Consider the following 17,909-nt stretch of genomic DNA (forward strand, 5'->3'; position numbering starts at 1 on the left):
CCTTGCGCTAACAACCAATCTGAGCCCAACTATGCCACGATCTATACTGCTTCCCATTATTGCCGCTCTGGCACTTGGACTGGCCCACCTGGAACCTGTCGCCAGTATCGGGCTCAGCGCCCTGCCGCTGGCCATTCTGATGGGCATGATCTGGGGGCATTTCGATCACCCTGTACTCAGCTTCGCTGACAATCGTTTTACCCTCTTCTGTCAGCAGCGTTTACTGCGCACCGGCATCGTACTGTTTGGTTTTAGTCTGAGTCTGGAACAGATACTCGCAGTTGGCTGGCAGGCACTGTTACTGGATGCGGTAACCATTGTCTGCATCTTCAGTGTCGGCACCTGGATCGGCATACGGTTTTTCAAACTGCATCGCGATGTCGCCATCCTCACCTCGGTTGGCAGCGCAATCTGTGGGGCTGCTGCGGTGCTGGCCACCGAGTCAGTACTTAAACCGAAGCAGCAACATGTCACAGTGGCGGTAGCCACCGTCGTCCTGTTCGGCACGCTGGCAATGTTCAGTTACCCGCTGATCTATCAGTTTGCCGGCATGAGTGAATCTGCATTTGGTATCTATATTGGCAGCACCGTGCATGAAGTCGCGCAAGCGGTGGCAGCGGGAGGATCGATCAGTGGCGAGGCGTTGCAAACCGCCGTGGTGGTAAAACTGATTCGGGTGATGATGCTGGCCCCTTTTATTCTGCTGCTCAGCTCGCGCTTGAACCGCACTGCTGATGAAAAGGCCGAAGGCGGGACGATCATTATTCCCTGGTTTGTCTTTGGTTTTATCGCTGCAACCGCCGTTAACAGCCTGACAGCGATTCCAGAGCCTGCGCTACAGCTGATCAAACTGTGCAGTCAGTTCAGTCTGGCGCTGGCGATGGCCGCACTGGGATTACAAACCCGCTGGGCCACCATCAAACAGGCGGGAGCGAAACCCCTGCTGCTGGCACTGATACTGTTCCTGATACTGATTGTCGGCGGCTATTTTCTCAACCTGTTGCTGATCAGACTTTAATACAACAGCAGTACTGGCCAGAGCGCTGTCGGTACCGTCAGGATTGAATATACTCAATCTTATTAATATACCAGTACGCCTCACCGGCCGGCGTTCTGATCAGCACCTCGTCCCCCACCTCTTTTTTCAACAGGCCTCTGGCCATTGGTGAATCGATAGAGATGTAGTCTTTGCGCTCAAAAATTTCATCATAGCCGACAATACGAAAACGTTTTATCTCACCGGCATCGTTCTCAATCTCAACCCAGGCACCGAAGAACACTTTGCCCTCCTGTTCCGGCGCATAATTGACCACACCCAGTTCATCGATACATTTACGCAGGTAGCGGACCCGACGATCAATCTCCCGCAAACGTTTTTTATTGTACTGATAATCAGCATTCTCGCTACGGTCTCCCAGACTGGCCGCCCAGGTAACCTTCTGAGTCACCTCCGGGCGCTCTTTGCGCCAGAGAAAATCCAGTTCCTCTTTGAGCTTATCGTAGCCTTGCTGGGTAATTAATCTTGCTCTCATCGGTTTTTAGCACCCTCACATCAATAACCTCTATCGCGTACAGAATCACACGCCAGACAGCTGCATTAACTGACTGGCTCAACGATCAGAGATAAGGAGAGCATTTTTACCACAGAGGACTCTGAGAACACAGAGAAAAGAAAAAAGAGTAACGAGACTGATCAGCCTCGTACTTAGATCAACAGTAAAGATAAACGTTGATGTACAAAATTCAGACGCAAATAACCGCCCGATCTCTAATCAAGAGTGGCGGCTTAATGTAGAAGTCACAGATCTTACTTGAGCCTCGTATAGGATCACTGCCCCCTGCCGGCCATCGTCGCAAGCTCCGGCGTTGTCTCGCCAAAAAGCGGCTCGAATCGAACCCTATTTCTTAAGAACAGGTTCTCATCCTATACGATCAACTTCATATTACTTTTCTACAGACGTAAAAAAAACCGCCTAATCTTTATTCAAGAGTAGCGGCTTAATTTAGAAGTGGTGGGTCGTATAGGATTACCACGCCCTTCGGGCCATCGTCGCAGGCTCCGATGTTTTCTCGCCAAAAAGCGGCTCGAATCGAACCTATAGGTTCTCATCCTATACGATCAACTTCATATTACTTTTCTACAGACGCAAAAAAACCGCCTAATCTTTATTCAAGAGTAGCGGCTTAATTTAGAAGTGGTGGGTCGTATAGGATTACCACGCCCTTCGGGCCATCGTCGCAGGCTCCGATGTTTTCTCGCCAAAAAGCGGCTCGAATCGAACCTATAGGTTCTCATCCTATACGATCAACTTCATATTACTTTTCTACAGACGCAAAAAAACCGCCTAATCTTTATTCAAGAGTAGCGGCTTAATTTAGAAGTGGTGGGTCGTATAGGATTACCACGCCCTTCGGGCCATCGTCGCAGGCTCCGATGTTTTCTCGCCAAAAAGCGGCTCGAATCGAACCTATAGGTTCTCATCCTATACGATCAACTTCATATTACTTTTCTACAGACGCAAAAAAACCGCCTAATCTTTATTCAAGAGTAGCGGCTTAATTTAGAAGTGGTGGGTCGTATAGGATTCGAACCTATGACCAATTGGTTAAAAGCCAACTGCTCTACCAACTGAGCTAACGACCCACACCAAACTTCTTTTTCCCCTGTCCACTACTCTCCTGAGAGAGAGTGGTGGGTCGTATAGGATTCGAACCTATGACCAATTGGTTAAAAGCCAACTGCTCTACCAACTGAGCTAACGACCCGCTGTGGCTCCTCGAGCTGGACTCGAACCAGCGACCAATAGATTAACAGTCTACTGCTCTACCAACTGAGCTATCGAGGAACAACGTTCTCACTATGGCGGAGGGGCAGGGATTCGAACCCTGGGAGGGCTATCAACCCTCGCTGGTTTTCAAGACCAGTGCTTTCGACCACTCAGCCACCCCTCCAGTGAGGTCGCGTATATTAAAGGATTCCGTGTTTGTGTCAATACTTTAGAAGGGAAAAAATTAATTTTTTGCAGAATTTTATCGGATCGCAATCCCGGCAAATATCGTCAGCCATCAGCTCATTCCCAGACTGTACTTCTCACCATAGGTCTCACTGCGCCGATACTCCCCCGGTGTCATGCCGGTCCATTTTTTGAAAGAACGGAAAAACGCCGACGGCTCATCAAACCCCATCAGGGCTGCCACATCATTGATCGACAGTTGCGGCGAGTCCATATAGTTAATCGCCGCTTTCTTACGGCACTCATCCTTAATCTTCTGGTATGAGCTGTTCTCCTCCGCCAGACGGCGGCGCAGGGTTGATACCGACATATTCAGTTTAAAAGCCACCTCTTCCGCGCCGGGCAACTCGCGGCTGAAATCTTTACCCAGCATCGCTTTAACCTGCGAACGCAGACTCTGATCATTATCCACCATGACAATCAGCTGATAGGGGGCTGTTTGCAGAAACCCACGCAGGCTTTCATCACTCTGGATAATGGGATAATCAAGGTAGCGGGCCGGAAACACGATGGCATTGTCGTGCTGACCAAACTTTATCTCCGACTGAAACAGTGTCTCATAATGATAACTGTCGTCCTGCGGTGGAAAGGTAAAGTAAGCCGCCTTCAGATCAAGGCGTGAACCAATCAGCCAACTGATAAAGTGGTGCCACATCGACAGTCCGGTCCGCACTACTCCCGGCGCTTCGTTCTGAAGCATCTCGCGCACCTCTTTTTCGGGTACGGAACTGACCGGTGCAAAGGAGAGCTTGGCGTAGCGCCCCTTGCGCACCAGATAAGGCTTTACCTTAGTGCCGCGACAGATCTCATAAAAAGAGCTGCAGCGATAGATCGCCCGTTCCAGCGTCGGGCAGTGAATAATGGCATGGCACATCATCCGGAAAGTACCATTGGGCACCCGCCCTCCAGACACCATACCAAACGACTCATCCTGAGCAGTCCACATAATTCTCTGGTATAGCTGACCGAATTTGATAGCAGAAAACTCAGTTCGCTGCTCTATTTCAGTTGGATCTATGCCGACGACAGCCAGAAGTTCATCAAGATTATAGCCCTGCTTCTCAACCTGCGTCAGAAGGTAACGGACATAACCTGTTGGAACGGTGATGGTCTTTTCCATCGTTTTATCTCTGCTCTGCTAATATTTTTGTAATTTTAAGAACTTCAGATAGTATTCCTTTAACTTATATCATGAAAAACGAAAAAAATAGCCGAGACATTTTTTGTCAGTGAAAATGACAGCTATTGTTATTGAGCAAACAGGTTGAATTGAAGGATTATCTATTCTGCCTTAATTTCAGATGAAGCAAGCCTGAAGTCTGCAACCCGGTCCGAGGGACGGGCAGGCTGAACAAACAAAAATAACAAGTTACCGAGAAGGTGAACTAAATGGCAAAGAGATCGATAAGGACGTCAGCCCCCTGGCGTGCCACTCCTGTGCGCAATCAACTCGCGCGAAGTGTAACCCTTGCAATGCTGACAGCCTCAATCGCCGGACCGGCATCCGCTGTAGAATTTAACCTTGGAGAGATCGAAGGGCGATTTGATTCTCAACTGTCGGTTGGCTCGAGCTGGCGGATGAGCAACCCGAACGAGGGTCTGATCTCTAAGGCTAACGGTGGTACCAGTGCAGGCTCAGGTTCATACGATGATGGTACCCAGAACTATTCCAAAGGTGATGCCTTTTCGACTGTTCTAAAAGGCGTACATGATCTTCAACTGAGCAAGGACAATGTCGGCGTTTTTATCCGCGGTAAATACTGGTACGACTATGCCCTGAATGAAGGCAATGCGAACCACGGCAATATCCCAAATGGTTATGTGTCAAATACCCCACTGGATGACAACGGCTTTAATGATTATGCTCAGTTTTCCGGGGCAGAAATTCTCGACGCTTACGTTTTTGGCTCATTTGACCTCAGTGATAAGCCTCTCGACATCCGCCTCGGCCGTCAGGTCGTAAACTGGGGTGAAAGCACGTTCATACAGGGCGGCATCAACGTCATTAACCCATTCGACGTAAGTGCATTTCGCCGGGCAGGCGCTGAAGTAAAAGAGGGACTGTTACCGGTTAACATGGCGTTTGCCTCACTGGGTCTGACCGACAATCTTAGTGTTGAGGGTTTTTACCAGCTTGAATGGGAAAAAACCGCGATTGATGGTTGCGGCACATATTTCTCAACTAATGACTTCACCGCTGAAGGCTGTAACGGCATCCGCATCCGCAGTGATAACCCTGCGCTGGCAGCGACGAATAGCCCAGACTCTGTATATTTCAACACCTTTGACGGCAGCCCCCCTTTTAGTACCGATCTGGTGGTAAACAGAGCTGCAGATGGCATCAGAGAAGCCGATGACAGTGGTCAGTTTGGTGTTGCCTTCCGCTATTTTGCCGAAGAGCTAAACAGTACGGAGTTTGGTCTGTATCTGGCGCAATATCACAGCCGGCTACCGCTGATCAGTGGTATTAAGGCCGATCTTGTTTCACTGGGTACACTGGGCCAGCTGGGCGTCTTCCAGTCGCAGTATTTTGTTGAATACCCGGAAGATACCAAACTGATCGGACTTAGCTTTAGCACCAGCCTGGGTGATGTCGCCTGGTCGGGAGAGGTCAGCCATAAGATGGATGTCCCTCTACAAATGAATGGACCGATGCTGGTTGCCGCAATGCTTTCATTAGGTAACCCGGCAGTATCCGGCAACAACCCTGCCAACTCACTGGTAGCTTCAACCGGCTTCGGCGAAGATATTCATGGCTACAGTACTTTTGATATCACTCAGGTACAAACCAGCTTTGTAAAATTTGTTGATCAGGTGATGGGCGCCAGCCGGATGACACTGATTGGTGAACTGGGCTGGACCCATGTGCACGACCTTGATGAGAGTGCAACCGCACTGAAGTATGGTCGAAACGGTATCTTTGGTTATACTCCGGGGGATACTGAAGGTTTTGTAACCCAGGACTCCTTCGGTTACGTTGTCCGGGCAAATCTCACCTACCCGAATGCCTTTGCCGGGGTTAACCTCAAACCTGAAATCAGCTTTAAACATGGTATTAACGGTTATGGCCCTCAACCAGGCGCAGCCTTTAACGAAGGCGAAAAAACAGCCACTATCAGCCTGACCGCCGATTACCTGAACCAGTATCAGGTTCAACTAGGCTATACCAACTTCTTTGGTGGTGACTATAACCCGGTTGACGACCGCGACTTTCTGTCTCTCAGCGCTTCGGTCTCTTTCTAACAGTTAAGGATTACAGGAGAATTTTCTATGACGTTTAAATCGACTGCCCTGATCCTTGGCTCTGCCCTGGGATTAAGTTTAAGCCTGCAGACACTGGCCGCTGTTTCAGACACAGAAGCCGCCAAGCTGGGTGCATCATTAACCCCTATGGGGGCTGAAAAAGCCGGCAACGCAAACGGCACCATCCCTGCGTGGGATGGTGGTTTGCCCGCGGGTGGAGAGCGTTTTAATGACCCTTATGGTGATGAACAACCTCTCGCTACGATTACGGCGGCAAACGCTGCTGAATATAAACAACATCTGACGCCGGGCCAGTTAGCACTGTTTGCCAAATACCCGGACAGCTTCCGGATGAACATCTATCCAACCCATCGCAGTGCCTCCCTGCCCCAGTCTCAGTATGATCACGCCCGTCAAAATGCGGTGCAGTCGGAACTGGTAGACAATGGTAACGGACTGAGTGCAAATACCCTTGAGGGAATCCCTTTCCCAATTCCTCAGAATGGCCTGGAAGTTATCTGGAACCATATGTCCCGTTACCGCGGCGGAGCCCTTGAGCGCACCTTCGTACAGGTGCCGGTGCATGAGAATGGCAACTTTGTGCCGGTGAAGATTACCGAGAAGATGTCCTGGCCCAGCTACCTGAAAGAGGGGCGTACGGAGCAGGATGATAATATTCTGTTTTACTTTGTACAGGAGATTCAGGCACCCGCCCGACTGACCGGCAATGTGTTGCTGGTGCATGAAGCACAGAATCAGATCGCCAAACCCCGTCAGGCATGGATCTACAATGCCGGGCAGCGCCGGGTTCGTCGCGCTCCGCAGATCGCCTATGATGCACCGGGCACCGCTTCAGACGGCCAGCGCACCTCAGACAATCTGGATATGTTTAACGGCGCGCCCGACCGCTACAACTGGAAACTGGCTGGTAAGGAGGAGATCTACATCCCCTATAACAGCTATAAACTGGCGGACCGCAACCTGAAATACAACGATATTCTGAAACCAGGTCATATGAACCCGGACTATACCCGCTATGAGTTGCACCGGGTGTGGAAGGTTGAAGCGACCCTGAAAGAGGGGGCACGACATATCTATGCGAAACGGGTCTTCTATATTGATGAAGATACCTGGCAGGCAGCGATTGTTGACCACTATGATGGTCGGGGTCAGCTGTGGCGCGTCGGTGAAGCTCATGAGATGCAGTATCAGGATGCTCAGGTGCCCTGGTTAACCGCTGAAGCACTCTATGACCTGCAGTCCGGGCGCTATCTGGTGGGCAGTCTGACCAATGAGGAGGGCGATGGATTCGACTTTAAAGCGCGCTTTAAGCACAGCGACTTTACGCCACAGGCGATCCGCCGCATGGGCATTCGTTAATCCGCCTGCAGAAAGTAAAGAAGGAGCCCTCAGGCTCCTTCTTTTTTATTGTTATTATCTGCTGTCTGAACCATTAACCGTGACGATGCAGCGCTCGCGCCTGAACGGCCGCAGCGCTTCTTGCCCCCTGCTGCCAGGCAGCCAGAGCATCTTCACAACCACTGCACACGCCAACATTCAGTTCCCGGTCAACAATAATCCAGGTACATTTGCCATAATCGGTATCACAGCTGTGATGATCATCACAGCCGCAGCCGATACAATGGGCCAGCACCAGCTCACTCTGCTTCATGAGTTTCTCCCACTTTTTTGTTTTTATCCTTACTGCAAGCAGGTAATAATAGATCAAACCCGTTCCACTTTCCGTTCAACTAAGTAGTTAGTTGAGATGAAAAAGAATCAACTGCTGAGAGAATCATTGAACAGATCTACACTTCAGCCACAAAATCATGATCCAGATCAATACCTGTTGTGCGATGCAGCAAATAGCACGAATATTTTAGGGAGAAACCTTTGAACACCATTCCGGACAGTGACTATGCAGGGTACTGAGATCGCCCGCCATTTTGATGAGTATGGCCCGATCTACGTTTACGATGATGGCCCCTATCGTTACATGAGCTTTGGCTCCGGCGGTGAACAGAGCCGGATCGATCGTAGCCGTCCGGAATACCCGGTCTATCAATACCTGCAAGCGATGCTGCTGGGCCTGTTATACCAGCCCGACCCACAACGGGCACTGATGCTGGGTCTGGGGGGCGGATCACTGGTACACGCACTGCTGAGTTATTCATCCAACTTGTCGATCTGTGTTGCGGAACTCCGGCAACAGGTGCTGAATATCGCCTGCGAGCATTTCCTGTTGCCGGACACCGACCGCCTGAGCATCACCATCAGCGATGCCCTGGAATACCTCTGTCAAGCAACCACCCCTTGCGACCTGATCTTTACCGATCTGTTCAGCGATGCCGGTATGCAGCATCAGCAGTTGCAAAAAGAGTACCTTGAACAGTGCTACCGTCTGCTGACGGATCATGGAGTACTGGTGCTCAACCTGTGGGATGAGGGTAACGGTTATCATCCGCTGGCTAACCAGCAACTATCAGACCTGTTTGGTGATAACTGGCTCTGCTGTACCGTCGATAGCGGCAACCTGATCGCCTTTGCTTTCAAGAGCGGCAAGCCGGAATCAAACCCCAGAGTACTGCTTAATGGTGCTAAAAAGCTGGAGAAGCAGCTGGGGTTTCCCGCCCGCAAACTACTGAACCGGCTACAGGAGATCTGAACGGCGGGCGACACAAAAGAAATCCGGAGAAAGGGTTAATTTCCCAGCGTAATACTGGGATAATCGGCGACTATACTATGGTTATTCCTGTTATTTACCCAAGCGAGAGATTCAGACATGCCTCTGCTAGATAGTTTTACTGTTGACCACACCCGAATGAATGCACCGGCGGTTCGTGTTGCTAAAAAAATGACAACACCCGGTGGCGATACCATTACGGTTTTTGATCTGCGCTTCTGTCGTCCGAATGAAGAGATCCTGAGTGAAAAAGGGATCCACACGCTGGAGCACCTGTTCGCCGGCTTTATGCGCGATCATCTGAACGGCAACGGCGTTGAGATTATCGATATCTCCCCTATGGGCTGCCGCACCGGTTTCTATATGAGCCTGATCGGCACCCCGGAAGAGCAGAGTGTCGCTGGCGCCTGGCTGGAATCGATGGATGATGTACTGAAGGTTGAACAACAGAACCAGATTCCAGAACTGAACGAATATCAGTGTGGCACCTACCATATGCACTCTCTGGATGAGGCTAAAGCGATCGCTGACACTATCCGCCAGCGTGGCGTGGGCGTTAACAGCAATGATGAACTGAAACTTGATCCTGAGTTTCTGCAGTCTCACTCCTGATTAGCGCAGATTTCTGATCCGGAACGGAGCCAGGCTAAAGCGAGTATGGCTCCGTTTTTTATTGACTAAGAGGCAACACAAACCATGGCAATGATCGGCCGGTTCAACACTCTGGAAGTAACCAAGCAGGTTAAGTTCGGCGTTTATCTTGATGGTGAAGAACTGGGGGATATTCTGCTGCCTCAGCGCTATGTGCCCGATAACACTCAGCCAGGAGATCGACTGGAGGTGTTTATCTACCGTGATTCCGATGACCTGCTGATCGCCACCACCGAAACGCCAAAAGCACAGATCGGCGAGTTTGCCTGTCTCAAAGTGGTCGACCTGAACCGCACCGGTGCTTTTTTCGACTGGGGGCTGCCAAAAGATCTGCTGGTACCTTTCAGCGAACAGAAGAAAACCGTAGAGAAGGGTCAGGAACAGATCGTCTATCTCTATCTGGATCAGGAAACCGACCGCATTGCCGGCTCCACTAAGCTGAACAAATTTCTCGATAACTACCCGCACCGTTACGAGAAGGGCCAGCAGGTAGACCTGATCATCGAAGAACATACCCACATCGGTTACAAAGCGATTATCAACGGTCAGCACTGGGGCGTGATCTACGATGATGATCTGTTCAAGCCGGTGCGCTATGGTCAGCGCATGAAGGGCTTTATCAAACTGATCCGCCCGGATGGCAAGATCAACCTGAGCCTGCAGCAGTTGGGGTATGGCAAAACCGATGATCTGGGTAAACGTATCATGCACCTGCTGGAAGAGCATGATGGTTATATTGCCGCCAATGACAAAACCTCACCGGAAACGATAAAACGTCTGTTCAGCTGCAGTAAAAAAGCGTTCAAACTGTCGATCGGGCGCCTCTACAAAGAGCGCCGTATTGCGATAGAAGCGGATGGTATCCGCCTGCTGAAAAAGTAGTCAGCGAGGGGGATTCCTCATCTGGCGCTTACAAAATACAGGAAAACCCTGATAAGATAGCCTCCCCGACCCGAGGAGTAGCGCTATGACACAGGCCCTGATAATTGCCGCCGCAAAAACCGTAGATGCTCGCGGCTCTCTGAAGCACTGTCTGGATCTGGAAGCGACCCTGCATCAGCAGGGCATCCGCTTAACTGAGCTGATCATCGACCCGCTCAGCACTCCCTGGCACAGCGCACTGGAACAACATCACTACCGCAGCGGCTGCGGCCCGATTGAAGCACTGGCCGATGCCCGGCAGATGATTATCAGCGGCTCAACCGATGCCGTAGTGATCAGCGGTAAAGATATGCTGCGTAGCGGCTATGAGCGTCAGCAACGGCTTGATCTGATGGCAATTTATGGTGACGACTACCCCCTGACCACTGCCTATAATCAACTGGCGGAACAGTTTATCCACCGCCATGGCGCCGATGCTCAGCTATTTCAGCAACTGGCTCACCACCTGTTTGAAAACTATAAATGCAGTTACCGAAACGTAGTTTCAGACCAGTTATTAGCTGAACAGCTACCCGATGAGCGCTGGTATAACCATATCACTCCCCTGTTCAGAGGGGTCGATTGCGCCAATCCGCTGATCGATTTCTCCGGCCGGTTACTGCTCTGCAGTGCAGCGATCGCCCAACAGCTGGTGCCCCCTGAGGAATGCCTTGAGGTCGCCGGAGTCGGGTTGGGCTTCCTGCCCGCTGATGGTCAGCAGCATGTAGAAGACATTGTCAGTTACACCCATCTTGAAACCGCTTACAAAGCCGCCTGTGAACAGGCAGATACCGACTTCGCCCAACGGTTTCGCAATGGTGATGCCCTGTTGGAGGTTTACACCTGCTATCCGGTGGTGCCGATCGCCTTTTTACTGACCAGTGGGCTGGTCGACCTGCTGGAGCAGGTGCCCGCTTTTCTGGAACAGCATCTGATCACCATCACCGGCGGGATGAACCTGGCAAAAGGCCCGTGGAACAATCCAGCCCTCAACAGTCTGATCGAGATGCATCAGCAGCTCACCGCCAGCCCCGATCATCAGGTTGGCGCGGTTCATGGTAATGGCGGACTGGGGTATAAACAGGGCGTTGCGATACTTAAAAAGTGCCTCTGAAACGTGCAGAGCTGGTGTGAAAAGTTACCCACAGAATCTGTGCATAACCTCTGGGGAAAACTCTGCATAACCCACCTAATGGTTCGCCAGAGCCTGTCAGGCCGGGCCCTTTCAAAGCTGGTCAGGTTCTGGTCAGTGCTCATTGTCAGCTCTGGGATCAACCATCTGCTCAAGCTCAATATCGGCACAGGCGTAGAACAGGCAATCACTGAGCGCAATCGCCGGGTTAGTGGTTATCATAAACAGTTTAAGTTGCTGGGCAGAATAGAGCCCTGATGCCCGGCTGAGGAAATAGTGTGGCAGCAGGTTCTCCCCCGTAGCGCTCTGCACCCGGAATACCGACATCCCCTCAGAACCAAGCCAGCCCAACCGGGTCAGCGCCGGTATCGTACCAAAATTAAACCTCTCCACATCAGGAGGAACGGTCAGATCAGCCCCCGCAACCGGCTGCTCAGCAAAGGCTATCCGGCAACTGGGTAACAACTGCAGTCTCACTGCATCTTTATACAGATCCATTACCAGCCCGGATGGCGGATGTAACACCTGCTCATTGAACAGATATCGTTGTAACCCTTCCTCTGCCACCCGGTCCGACCCGGCTTGTCCGGCACCACCACACTCAATGGTTACGACAGGCATCTGTTGACAACTCAACTCCATCAGAGCCCCTAAACGCAGCTCTGTGACGATCATCCGCTGGGTAAACAGTGCCACCAGCGCTTCATGTTCAGGGTTTTCACTGACCACCACCCCAAAGGCGGGGCTCATGCCGGAGGTGTTATGGATATCCAGCAGAGCTTCTGGCTGATACTGCGCCAGCAGTTCGATGAAGTGCCGGGCAATATGTCCCGGATTATCCTCAAATGGAGGAGCAAAGCAGCGGTTTAAATCCCGCTGTCCCGGCATCTGGCGATGACAGAAAAGCGTCTCATGCAGGGCGGTCTGCACGGAAGCGATCAGGCAGATCAACCGAACCGCAGGACGCTCACCCGTGCGCAGCCATTTAAGCAGAGCTTTAACGCCGGAAGGCTCATTGCCATGCAGCAGGGTAGCAACAGCCCGGCAGCGGCTGTTATCCCGGCCATCCACCACAATCAGAGTGGGGCCACCCAGCCGCCTTAGAAACAGCTCCACCTCCGGTGGCAGAGAAGCCGGGTCTGGATTATGAATAAACTGTATCGGGTGTGATTGTCGTGGCATCAGATATCCTCCCATTCAGCCACCGGACGATTGTTGCCACAGTGATCAATATAGTGTTCCAGCATAGATCGCAACGCCCGTCGTTTTACCAGTGATGCTGATAACCGTTCAAACTGTCTTAACTGCCAGCAGGCGCCATTGGTTTTCGCCTGCAAACGCTGACGGATAATCCTCAGATAGTGATCAGCTTCTGCAGCATCGATTCCCGCCCTCAGTAAGCCTTTCCGGGCCACCGGCAACAGTGCAGCCACAATATCCACCGCCGCACGCCGGGTTAACTGTTCACGGGGGCCGCTGGGCCACATCAGTTGCGCGCCCATACCAAAGCGGGCGGCCTGATAAAAATTATACTCCAGGGTTTTGAAGGGCATCGCCGGAATAATCTCCTCGATGCGGCCACGCAGCCCTTCGGCCAGGCCGATAATCAGCGCCGCATTTGCCATCATATCGCAGGGACTGGGTCCCGCCGGTAATGAACGGATCTCAATACGCAGATGCCCGCCATCAACCGGATCGTACACCGGACGATTCCAGGGCCAGACGGTCCCCTGATGCAGCGTCAGTTCAAACAGAGAGTGGTTATCGGCATCTCCAACGGTCTTAGCAGTACGGCGATGGCCGCTTTCACACACCGGCAGAATTGGCTTATGCAGATAGACGGCTTCGGCAAACAGCTCATGAACCCCATGCCTGACCCAGCCATGACCAAAACTCACGCGCTCAGCCTCTCCGGTTTTCACCGAACAGTTACCGCTGCCATCGATAGCCTGTTTGAACAGTGGTACCCGGGTTTCATGCCAGAGCCGGTTGCCCAGCAGGAACGGTGAATTGGCTGAGATCGCCAGTACCAGAGGGGTGACCAGCTGAATCGCGTTATAGCTATCGGCAAACTGCTGAGGAGTAACACGATAGTGCATCTGCAGCGAAGTATTCGCCCCCTCCAGGGTGACGTCCGAAGCGCGCAGGGAGATCGGATCTTCACCATCGATGCGAATCGCGACGGTCTCTCCCCGCATCTCAGCCAGCGCCCGGGTCAGCGCATGATAACGGGACAGATCGGTCATCGCATGCAGTCCAAAGTCTTTTCGCTGCAGTGTCGGCAGAATACCGATCGGTAGCACCCGGCCATCGAAAGGTTGAGCGAGCTCATTGAGCCGTTCCAGTATTGTACGGATTTCAGCCTCGATAGCTGAAAATGGCCTGCCCTCTATCCCGACCGGGGTCAGATTATATTCAAGATTGTAACGATTCAGCTCCAGTGTCAGCTGCGGGTCTCCCAGTTGTTTCTGGACCTCACTGTTCACCGGTAGCGGCCGCCCCAGCTTATCAACGATGTAGAGCTCCAGCTCGGCCCCCAGGGTAGCCCCCCCCAGACCGAAACCAGGCTCACGTAGTAACTGTGCCAACTCATCCAGATTAGCAAACAGCCTGCGGGTAAAACGCTCATAGTCCTGCCGGGTAAATTCAGATTTCTTAATCTCAAGTCCCATTATCAGTTCCACTCCGGTGCCTGGTTACATTCAGTTAAGACGCAGCCCGGTTATTCTTCAATGTTAATACGCAACGACAGGATCAGTTTTTATCCCCGGTTTCTGTGGATATCCTTTGGGAAAACCTTTGCACAGCAACTTATAACTCCTCTCAGCCCCTGCAAAAACGGCAGTTGTGAGGCCGGGTCAGTTTATAAGCAACAAAACCAACAAATAATATTGATAGTCATTCTCATTTACATTAATATCAGCTCTGTCCGTAAGTACTGGCAGATGACTCTCACCTCACCGGTTATCTGTCTGCGGCGCAGAGACTGATTTGGCCAGTCCCTGCGTCTTGCTTACGGGCAATGATATGCAGCGATGGGATCATGTTTATGGTAAACGCTGGCCTTGCAGCGCTTACCAGCATGCCCGCTGGTAATATCAGGCTCTTGTTAATATTGACCGGGTGCAATCACCCGGTATTTTTTTCTTATCTCTGGCCATTTATTCGCTAATATATAGCAAACTTTTTTCACAGGCCGAGCACCGATGCAACAGGACCCTACCCCCGCCAGTAAACACCTGATCTTAATCGGAGGTGGACACGCCCACGCTATTGCCCTGCTCATGATGGCAATGAACAAGCCCGCTGGAGTGCGCATTACCCTGATCTCTAACCTGGTGCAGACACCCTATTCGGGCATGCTGCCAGGATTAATTGCCGGACATTACAGTTTCGATCAGGTGCATATCGACCTGGGCCGTTTCTGCCGCTATGCCGGAATCGACTTTATCGAAGACAGGGTGACCGGTATCGATCCGCTCAACCGCACTGTGCAGTGCCTTCACCACCCAGATTTCAGTTACGACCTGCTGAGTATCGACACCGGTTCAACCCCCGATCTGAGCACTATTCCCGGCGCAACAGAGTTCACCACCGGGGTTAAACCGGTTAAACCGTTACTGGATTACTGGGACGCATTGCAGAACCGTGTACTGCAGGGGGATGACCAGCAGGATATTCATATCGGCACAGTCGGTGGTGGTGCCAGTGCGGTTGAAGTGATGCTGGCGATGCAGTACAAACTGCACAAGTTACTCAGTAAAGAGCAGCGACGTACCAGCCATCTGCATTTCCATATTATTTGCGGCCCACAGCAGATTCTGACGGGCCACAATAACCGGGTAAAAAAACGCTATCTGAACGTGTTGAAACAGCGAAACATTGCGCTGCACACCGGGTTCCGCGTCGCTCAGGTAAAACAGGGGCGGGTGATCAGTGACACCGGAGAGGTTATCGAACTGGACGAGATAATCTGGGCAACCTCCGCCAGCGGTGCCCAATGGCCTGCCCGGGCAGGACTTGAGTGCTCTGATAACGGCTGTATCCGGGTCAATGACTATCTGCAGTCGATCTCCCATCCAGAGATATTTGCCACCGGTGATATTGCCGATATGGTTAACCACCCGCGCCCCAAAGCGGGGGTGTTTGCGGTACGTCAGGGAGCCCCGCTACTACGCAACTTGCTGGCCGCCCTCGCCGGGCAACCCCTGATCCGTTTCCGGCCACAGCAACAGTTTCTCAGTCTGATCAGCACTGGCGATCGCTATGCAGTTGCCTCCCGTGGGCCCTTCAGTTTTGCTGGTGCCTGGGTGTGGCGCTGGAAAGACCATATTGATCAGAAATTCATGCAACGTTTCAGCGATCTGACGCAACTGCCGGACCAGGTTCCCGGCGCTCAGCTGAAAATCGAAAATCCGGATATGCGTTGTGGTGGCTGCGGCGCCAAAGTGGGCCACAGTATTCTCAACCGGGTGCTGAAACAGCTGCCACCACCGTCCAACGACATTGAGATCGGTCTGAACCGCCCCGATGATGCTGCAGTGATAGCGGTACCGCCGGGCAAGCTATTGGTGCAGTCAGTCGATAGTTTTCGCCAACTGGTCAGCGACGATTATCTGTTTGGTCAGATTGCGGCAAACCATGCGCTGGGGGATATCTTTGCCATGGGGGCTATCCCGCAGAGTGCTCAGGCGATTGTCTGCCTGCCCTATGCCAGCGATGAGATTGTTGAACAGCGGTTGCGCCATCTGTTGCTCGGCGCCAGTAAGGTGTTTACCGAATGCGGCATCGGCCTGATCGGCGGCCACACATCGGAAGGTGCCGAACTGACGCTGGGCTTCACCATTAATGGGCTGGCCGAACGTCAGCAACTGCTCACCAAACAGGGACTGCAACCGGGAGACCGGTTAATCATCACCAAACCCCTGGGCACCGGCACGCTGTTTGCCAGCGACATGCGCAGCCAGGCGCAGGGACGCTGGATAAGTCAGGCGCTGCAACATATGCTGCACTCCAACTACCGCGCCAGCGAAATTCTCACCGCTGCCGGAGCGCATGCCTGTACCGATATCACCGGTTTTGGCCTGTTGGGTCATCTGCATGAGATGCTCGATGGCTCCAGCCTCGGTGCCCGGCTATGGCTGGAGAAGCTGCCGGTCATGGAAGGTGCCCTGGCCTGCCTGCGAGCGGGGCTATTCAGTTCTCTTCACCCTCAAAACCGAAAATTTTCGCCGGTCCTGGATAACCTGGATGAGTTCAGTGGTGACACACTAACTGAGCTGCTGTTTGACCCGCAAACCGCTGGCGGACTGCTCGCAGCGGTCAGTTCAGATCAGGCGGATGCGGTGGTTGCCGAACTCCAGGCAGCAGGCTACCCCGAAGCCTGCGCCATCGGCAGTATCAGACCCGAGGGCAACGGTTCGGTTACCCTGATGTAGAAGGATAAAGGCGTTTAACAGATAGCACGGAACCTAGTGGCGACAGACAATACCCGGATCAGAAATGGTCCCTGATAGACTCCAGTTTCAGCGCTGTAATGTAACGCAGAATCACATCACGATCAGCGGTAAACGCAACCCCCACCTGCTGATCTGCCACCGACAACGACATCACCCTGGAGTGCACTTCCGAGAGTTGCTCATCAAAGGGCAGCTGCAGCCTCAGAATACACTCCTGCTGTTCGCTACGGGCAGTCTGCAACAGTTCAGAATCCTCCAATGAGGTCAGTTTCAGCAGCCCGCCGCCGCTGCTAAAGTTGACCATAATGCCGCTGATACTGTTTTCACCAATCACCAGCTCAGCCGGAATCGCACAGGGATAGCGTGGTTCCTTGCGCAACAGCCGCGACTGAATCTTGTTTGGATAGGTTGTCATCAGCAACCTGCCGCCCTGCAGGAAGAGATCAACAACTTCGGTTTCAAAGGCATAAACCCGACCATGGGAGATCATCCGCATCACCAGCTTTCTTTTACTGGTAAACGTATCCCGGTAGGTCAGTTCATCGGTCCCCATACCGCTTTTCTTCAGCTGCGAGACCGCGGGTAAACGGGTGATCACCACCTTGCCATCAACACCAAAGAAACGGGAGATATATTTAAGACCTCCACCAGCATCACTAACCTGTATCACACATCCCTGTTCAATCGCTGGCAGTTCATCAAGGATGACACTCGCATTTCTACTTGGCATCAGTATTCCATTTATCTTAGTGCTTACAGGTCAATCAATACTACAGCACTGTTCAGGGGTCAAAGCAAACATCACC

At 52.2% G+C, this 17,909-nt stretch carries 14 protein-coding genes, 4 tRNA genes and 3 other RNA genes; 8 read left to right on the top strand and 13 right to left on the bottom strand.

The window, feature by feature from the left end:
* Positions 1-31 precede the first annotated feature (31 nt).
* On the top strand, positions 32-1,018 hold the full coding sequence (locus tag OCU43_RS19230; RefSeq protein ID WP_091361085.1) for a YeiH family protein: 987 nt from the start codon (positions 32-34) through the stop codon (positions 1,016-1,018).
* Positions 1,019-1,055: 37 nt separating this feature from the next.
* Here the strand turns inward: OCU43_RS19230 and greB are convergent, their stop codons facing one another.
* The 9 genes from greB to OCU43_RS19275 form a co-directional block, all read right to left on the bottom strand.
* A complete protein-coding gene (gene greB, locus OCU43_RS19235) occupies positions 1,056-1,532 on the bottom strand; it encodes a transcription elongation factor GreB (protein WP_091361083.1) in 477 nt (158 codons plus the stop codon).
* A gap of 478 nt (positions 1,533-2,010) precedes the next feature.
* Positions 2,011-2,131, bottom strand: a non-coding RNA gene (locus OCU43_RS19240) — RtT sRNA.
* Between the two features lie 65 nt (positions 2,132-2,196).
* Positions 2,197-2,317: non-coding RNA, RtT sRNA (locus OCU43_RS19245), on the bottom strand.
* A gap of 65 nt (positions 2,318-2,382) precedes the next feature.
* Positions 2,383-2,503: non-coding RNA, RtT sRNA (locus OCU43_RS19250), on the bottom strand.
* 65 nt (positions 2,504-2,568) lie between these two features.
* Positions 2,569-2,644, bottom strand: a tRNA-Lys gene (locus tag OCU43_RS19255).
* 46 nt (positions 2,645-2,690) lie between these two features.
* Positions 2,691-2,766 (bottom strand) — tRNA-Lys (locus OCU43_RS19260).
* A 4-nt stretch (positions 2,767-2,770) separates the two neighbouring features.
* Positions 2,771-2,846, bottom strand: a tRNA-Asn gene (locus OCU43_RS19265).
* Positions 2,847-2,861: 15 nt separating this feature from the next.
* A tRNA-Ser gene (locus tag OCU43_RS19270) sits at positions 2,862-2,952 on the bottom strand.
* 114 nt (positions 2,953-3,066) lie between these two features.
* Entirely contained in the window at positions 3,067-4,134 is a 1,068-nt protein-coding gene (locus tag OCU43_RS19275) for an AraC family transcriptional regulator (RefSeq protein ID WP_091360088.1), read from the bottom strand.
* A gap of 269 nt (positions 4,135-4,403) precedes the next feature.
* Between OCU43_RS19275 and OCU43_RS19280 the strand changes: the two genes are divergently transcribed.
* Both OCU43_RS19280 and OCU43_RS19285 read left to right on the top strand, forming a co-directional pair.
* On the top strand, positions 4,404-6,257 hold the full coding sequence (locus OCU43_RS19280; protein ID WP_091360089.1) for a DUF1302 domain-containing protein: 1,854 nt from the start codon (positions 4,404-4,406) through the stop codon (positions 6,255-6,257).
* 27 nt (positions 6,258-6,284) lie between these two features.
* Entirely contained in the window at positions 6,285-7,637 is a 1,353-nt protein-coding gene (locus OCU43_RS19285; RefSeq protein ID WP_091360091.1) for a DUF1329 domain-containing protein, read from the top strand.
* Between the two features lie 73 nt (positions 7,638-7,710).
* Here the strand turns inward: OCU43_RS19285 and OCU43_RS19290 are convergent, their stop codons facing one another.
* Positions 7,711-7,929, bottom strand: a complete 219-nt coding sequence (locus OCU43_RS19290) for a hypothetical protein (RefSeq protein WP_091360093.1) — start codon at positions 7,927-7,929, stop codon at positions 7,711-7,713.
* A gap of 246 nt (positions 7,930-8,175) precedes the next feature.
* Here OCU43_RS19290 and OCU43_RS19295 point away from each other — a divergent pair, with 246 nt between their 5' ends.
* The 4 genes from OCU43_RS19295 to OCU43_RS19310 all read left to right on the top strand — a co-directional run bounded on the left by OCU43_RS19295 (position 8,176) and on the right by OCU43_RS19310 (position 11,626).
* Positions 8,176-8,922, top strand: a complete 747-nt coding sequence (locus OCU43_RS19295) for a fused MFS/spermidine synthase (protein WP_091360095.1) — start codon at positions 8,176-8,178, stop codon at positions 8,920-8,922.
* Between the two features lie 117 nt (positions 8,923-9,039).
* Positions 9,040-9,552, top strand: coding sequence for an S-ribosylhomocysteine lyase (gene luxS, locus OCU43_RS19300; RefSeq protein ID WP_091360097.1), 513 nt, complete (start codon positions 9,040-9,042; stop codon positions 9,550-9,552).
* An 84-nt stretch (positions 9,553-9,636) separates the two neighbouring features.
* A complete protein-coding gene (locus tag OCU43_RS19305; protein WP_091360099.1) occupies positions 9,637-10,473 on the top strand; it encodes a CvfB family protein in 837 nt (278 codons plus the stop codon).
* A gap of 85 nt (positions 10,474-10,558) precedes the next feature.
* A complete protein-coding gene (locus tag OCU43_RS19310; RefSeq protein ID WP_091360101.1) occupies positions 10,559-11,626 on the top strand; it encodes a hypothetical protein in 1,068 nt (355 codons plus the stop codon).
* A gap of 132 nt (positions 11,627-11,758) precedes the next feature.
* Here OCU43_RS19310 and OCU43_RS19315 read toward each other — a convergent pair whose 3' ends face one another.
* Both OCU43_RS19315 and OCU43_RS19320 read right to left on the bottom strand, forming a co-directional pair.
* Entirely contained in the window at positions 11,759-12,826 is a 1,068-nt protein-coding gene (locus OCU43_RS19315; RefSeq protein WP_091360103.1) for a M14 family metallopeptidase, read from the bottom strand.
* Positions 12,826-14,316, bottom strand: coding sequence for a glutamate-cysteine ligase family protein (locus OCU43_RS19320; protein ID WP_091360269.1), 1,491 nt, complete (start codon positions 14,314-14,316; stop codon positions 12,826-12,828). The genes OCU43_RS19315 and OCU43_RS19320 overlap by 1 nt, the downstream gene beginning before the upstream one ends.
* A 534-nt stretch (positions 14,317-14,850) precedes the next feature.
* Between OCU43_RS19320 and OCU43_RS19325 the strand changes: the two genes are divergently transcribed.
* Positions 14,851-17,082, top strand: a complete 2,232-nt coding sequence (locus OCU43_RS19325; RefSeq protein WP_091360104.1) for a slr1591 family oxidoreductase — start codon at positions 14,851-14,853, stop codon at positions 17,080-17,082.
* Positions 17,083-17,140: 58 nt separating this feature from the next.
* Here OCU43_RS19325 and OCU43_RS19330 read toward each other — a convergent pair whose 3' ends face one another.
* Entirely contained in the window at positions 17,141-17,833 is a 693-nt protein-coding gene (locus tag OCU43_RS19330) for a PilZ domain-containing protein (RefSeq protein WP_091360106.1), read from the bottom strand.
* Between the last annotated feature and the right edge of the window lie 76 nt (positions 17,834-17,909).

Origin of the sequence: Amphritea atlantica (assembly GCF_024347255.1) — a bacterium.
GTDB classification, from domain to species: Bacteria; Pseudomonadota; Gammaproteobacteria; order Pseudomonadales; family Balneatricaceae; genus Amphritea; species Amphritea atlantica.

What these genes read in the sequence shown, in the direction of transcription:
- OCU43_RS19310 (WP_091360101.1), top strand. Translation starts at nt 10,559, where the DNA reads ATGACACAGGCCCTGATAATTGCCGCCGCAAAAACCGTAGATGCTCGC.
- OCU43_RS19325 (WP_091360104.1), top strand. Translation starts at nt 14,851, where the DNA reads ATGCAACAGGACCCTACCCCCGCCAGTAAACACCTGATCTTAATCGGA.
- OCU43_RS19230 (WP_091361085.1), top strand. Translation starts at nt 32, where the DNA reads ATGCCACGATCTATACTGCTTCCCATTATTGCCGCTCTGGCACTTGGA.
- OCU43_RS19315 (WP_091360103.1), bottom strand. Translation starts at nt 12,826, where the DNA reads ATGCCACGACAATCACACCCGATACAGTTTATTCATAATCCAGACCCG.
- greB (WP_091361083.1), bottom strand. Translation starts at nt 1,532, where the DNA reads ATGAGAGCAAGATTAATTACCCAGCAAGGCTACGATAAGCTCAAAGAG.
- OCU43_RS19285 (WP_091360091.1), top strand. Translation starts at nt 6,285, where the DNA reads ATGACGTTTAAATCGACTGCCCTGATCCTTGGCTCTGCCCTGGGATTA.
- OCU43_RS19330 (WP_091360106.1), bottom strand. Translation starts at nt 17,833, where the DNA reads ATGCCAAGTAGAAATGCGAGTGTCATCCTTGATGAACTGCCAGCGATT.
- OCU43_RS19275 (WP_091360088.1), bottom strand. Translation starts at nt 4,134, where the DNA reads ATGGAAAAGACCATCACCGTTCCAACAGGTTATGTCCGTTACCTTCTG.
- OCU43_RS19290 (WP_091360093.1), bottom strand. Translation starts at nt 7,929, where the DNA reads ATGAAGCAGAGTGAGCTGGTGCTGGCCCATTGTATCGGCTGCGGCTGT.
- OCU43_RS19305 (WP_091360099.1), top strand. Translation starts at nt 9,637, where the DNA reads ATGGCAATGATCGGCCGGTTCAACACTCTGGAAGTAACCAAGCAGGTT.
- luxS (WP_091360097.1), top strand. Translation starts at nt 9,040, where the DNA reads ATGCCTCTGCTAGATAGTTTTACTGTTGACCACACCCGAATGAATGCA.
- OCU43_RS19295 (WP_091360095.1), top strand. Translation starts at nt 8,176, where the DNA reads ATGCAGGGTACTGAGATCGCCCGCCATTTTGATGAGTATGGCCCGATC.
- OCU43_RS19320 (WP_091360269.1), bottom strand. Translation starts at nt 14,316, where the DNA reads ATGGGACTTGAGATTAAGAAATCTGAATTTACCCGGCAGGACTATGAG.
- OCU43_RS19280 (WP_091360089.1), top strand. Translation starts at nt 4,404, where the DNA reads ATGGCAAAGAGATCGATAAGGACGTCAGCCCCCTGGCGTGCCACTCCT.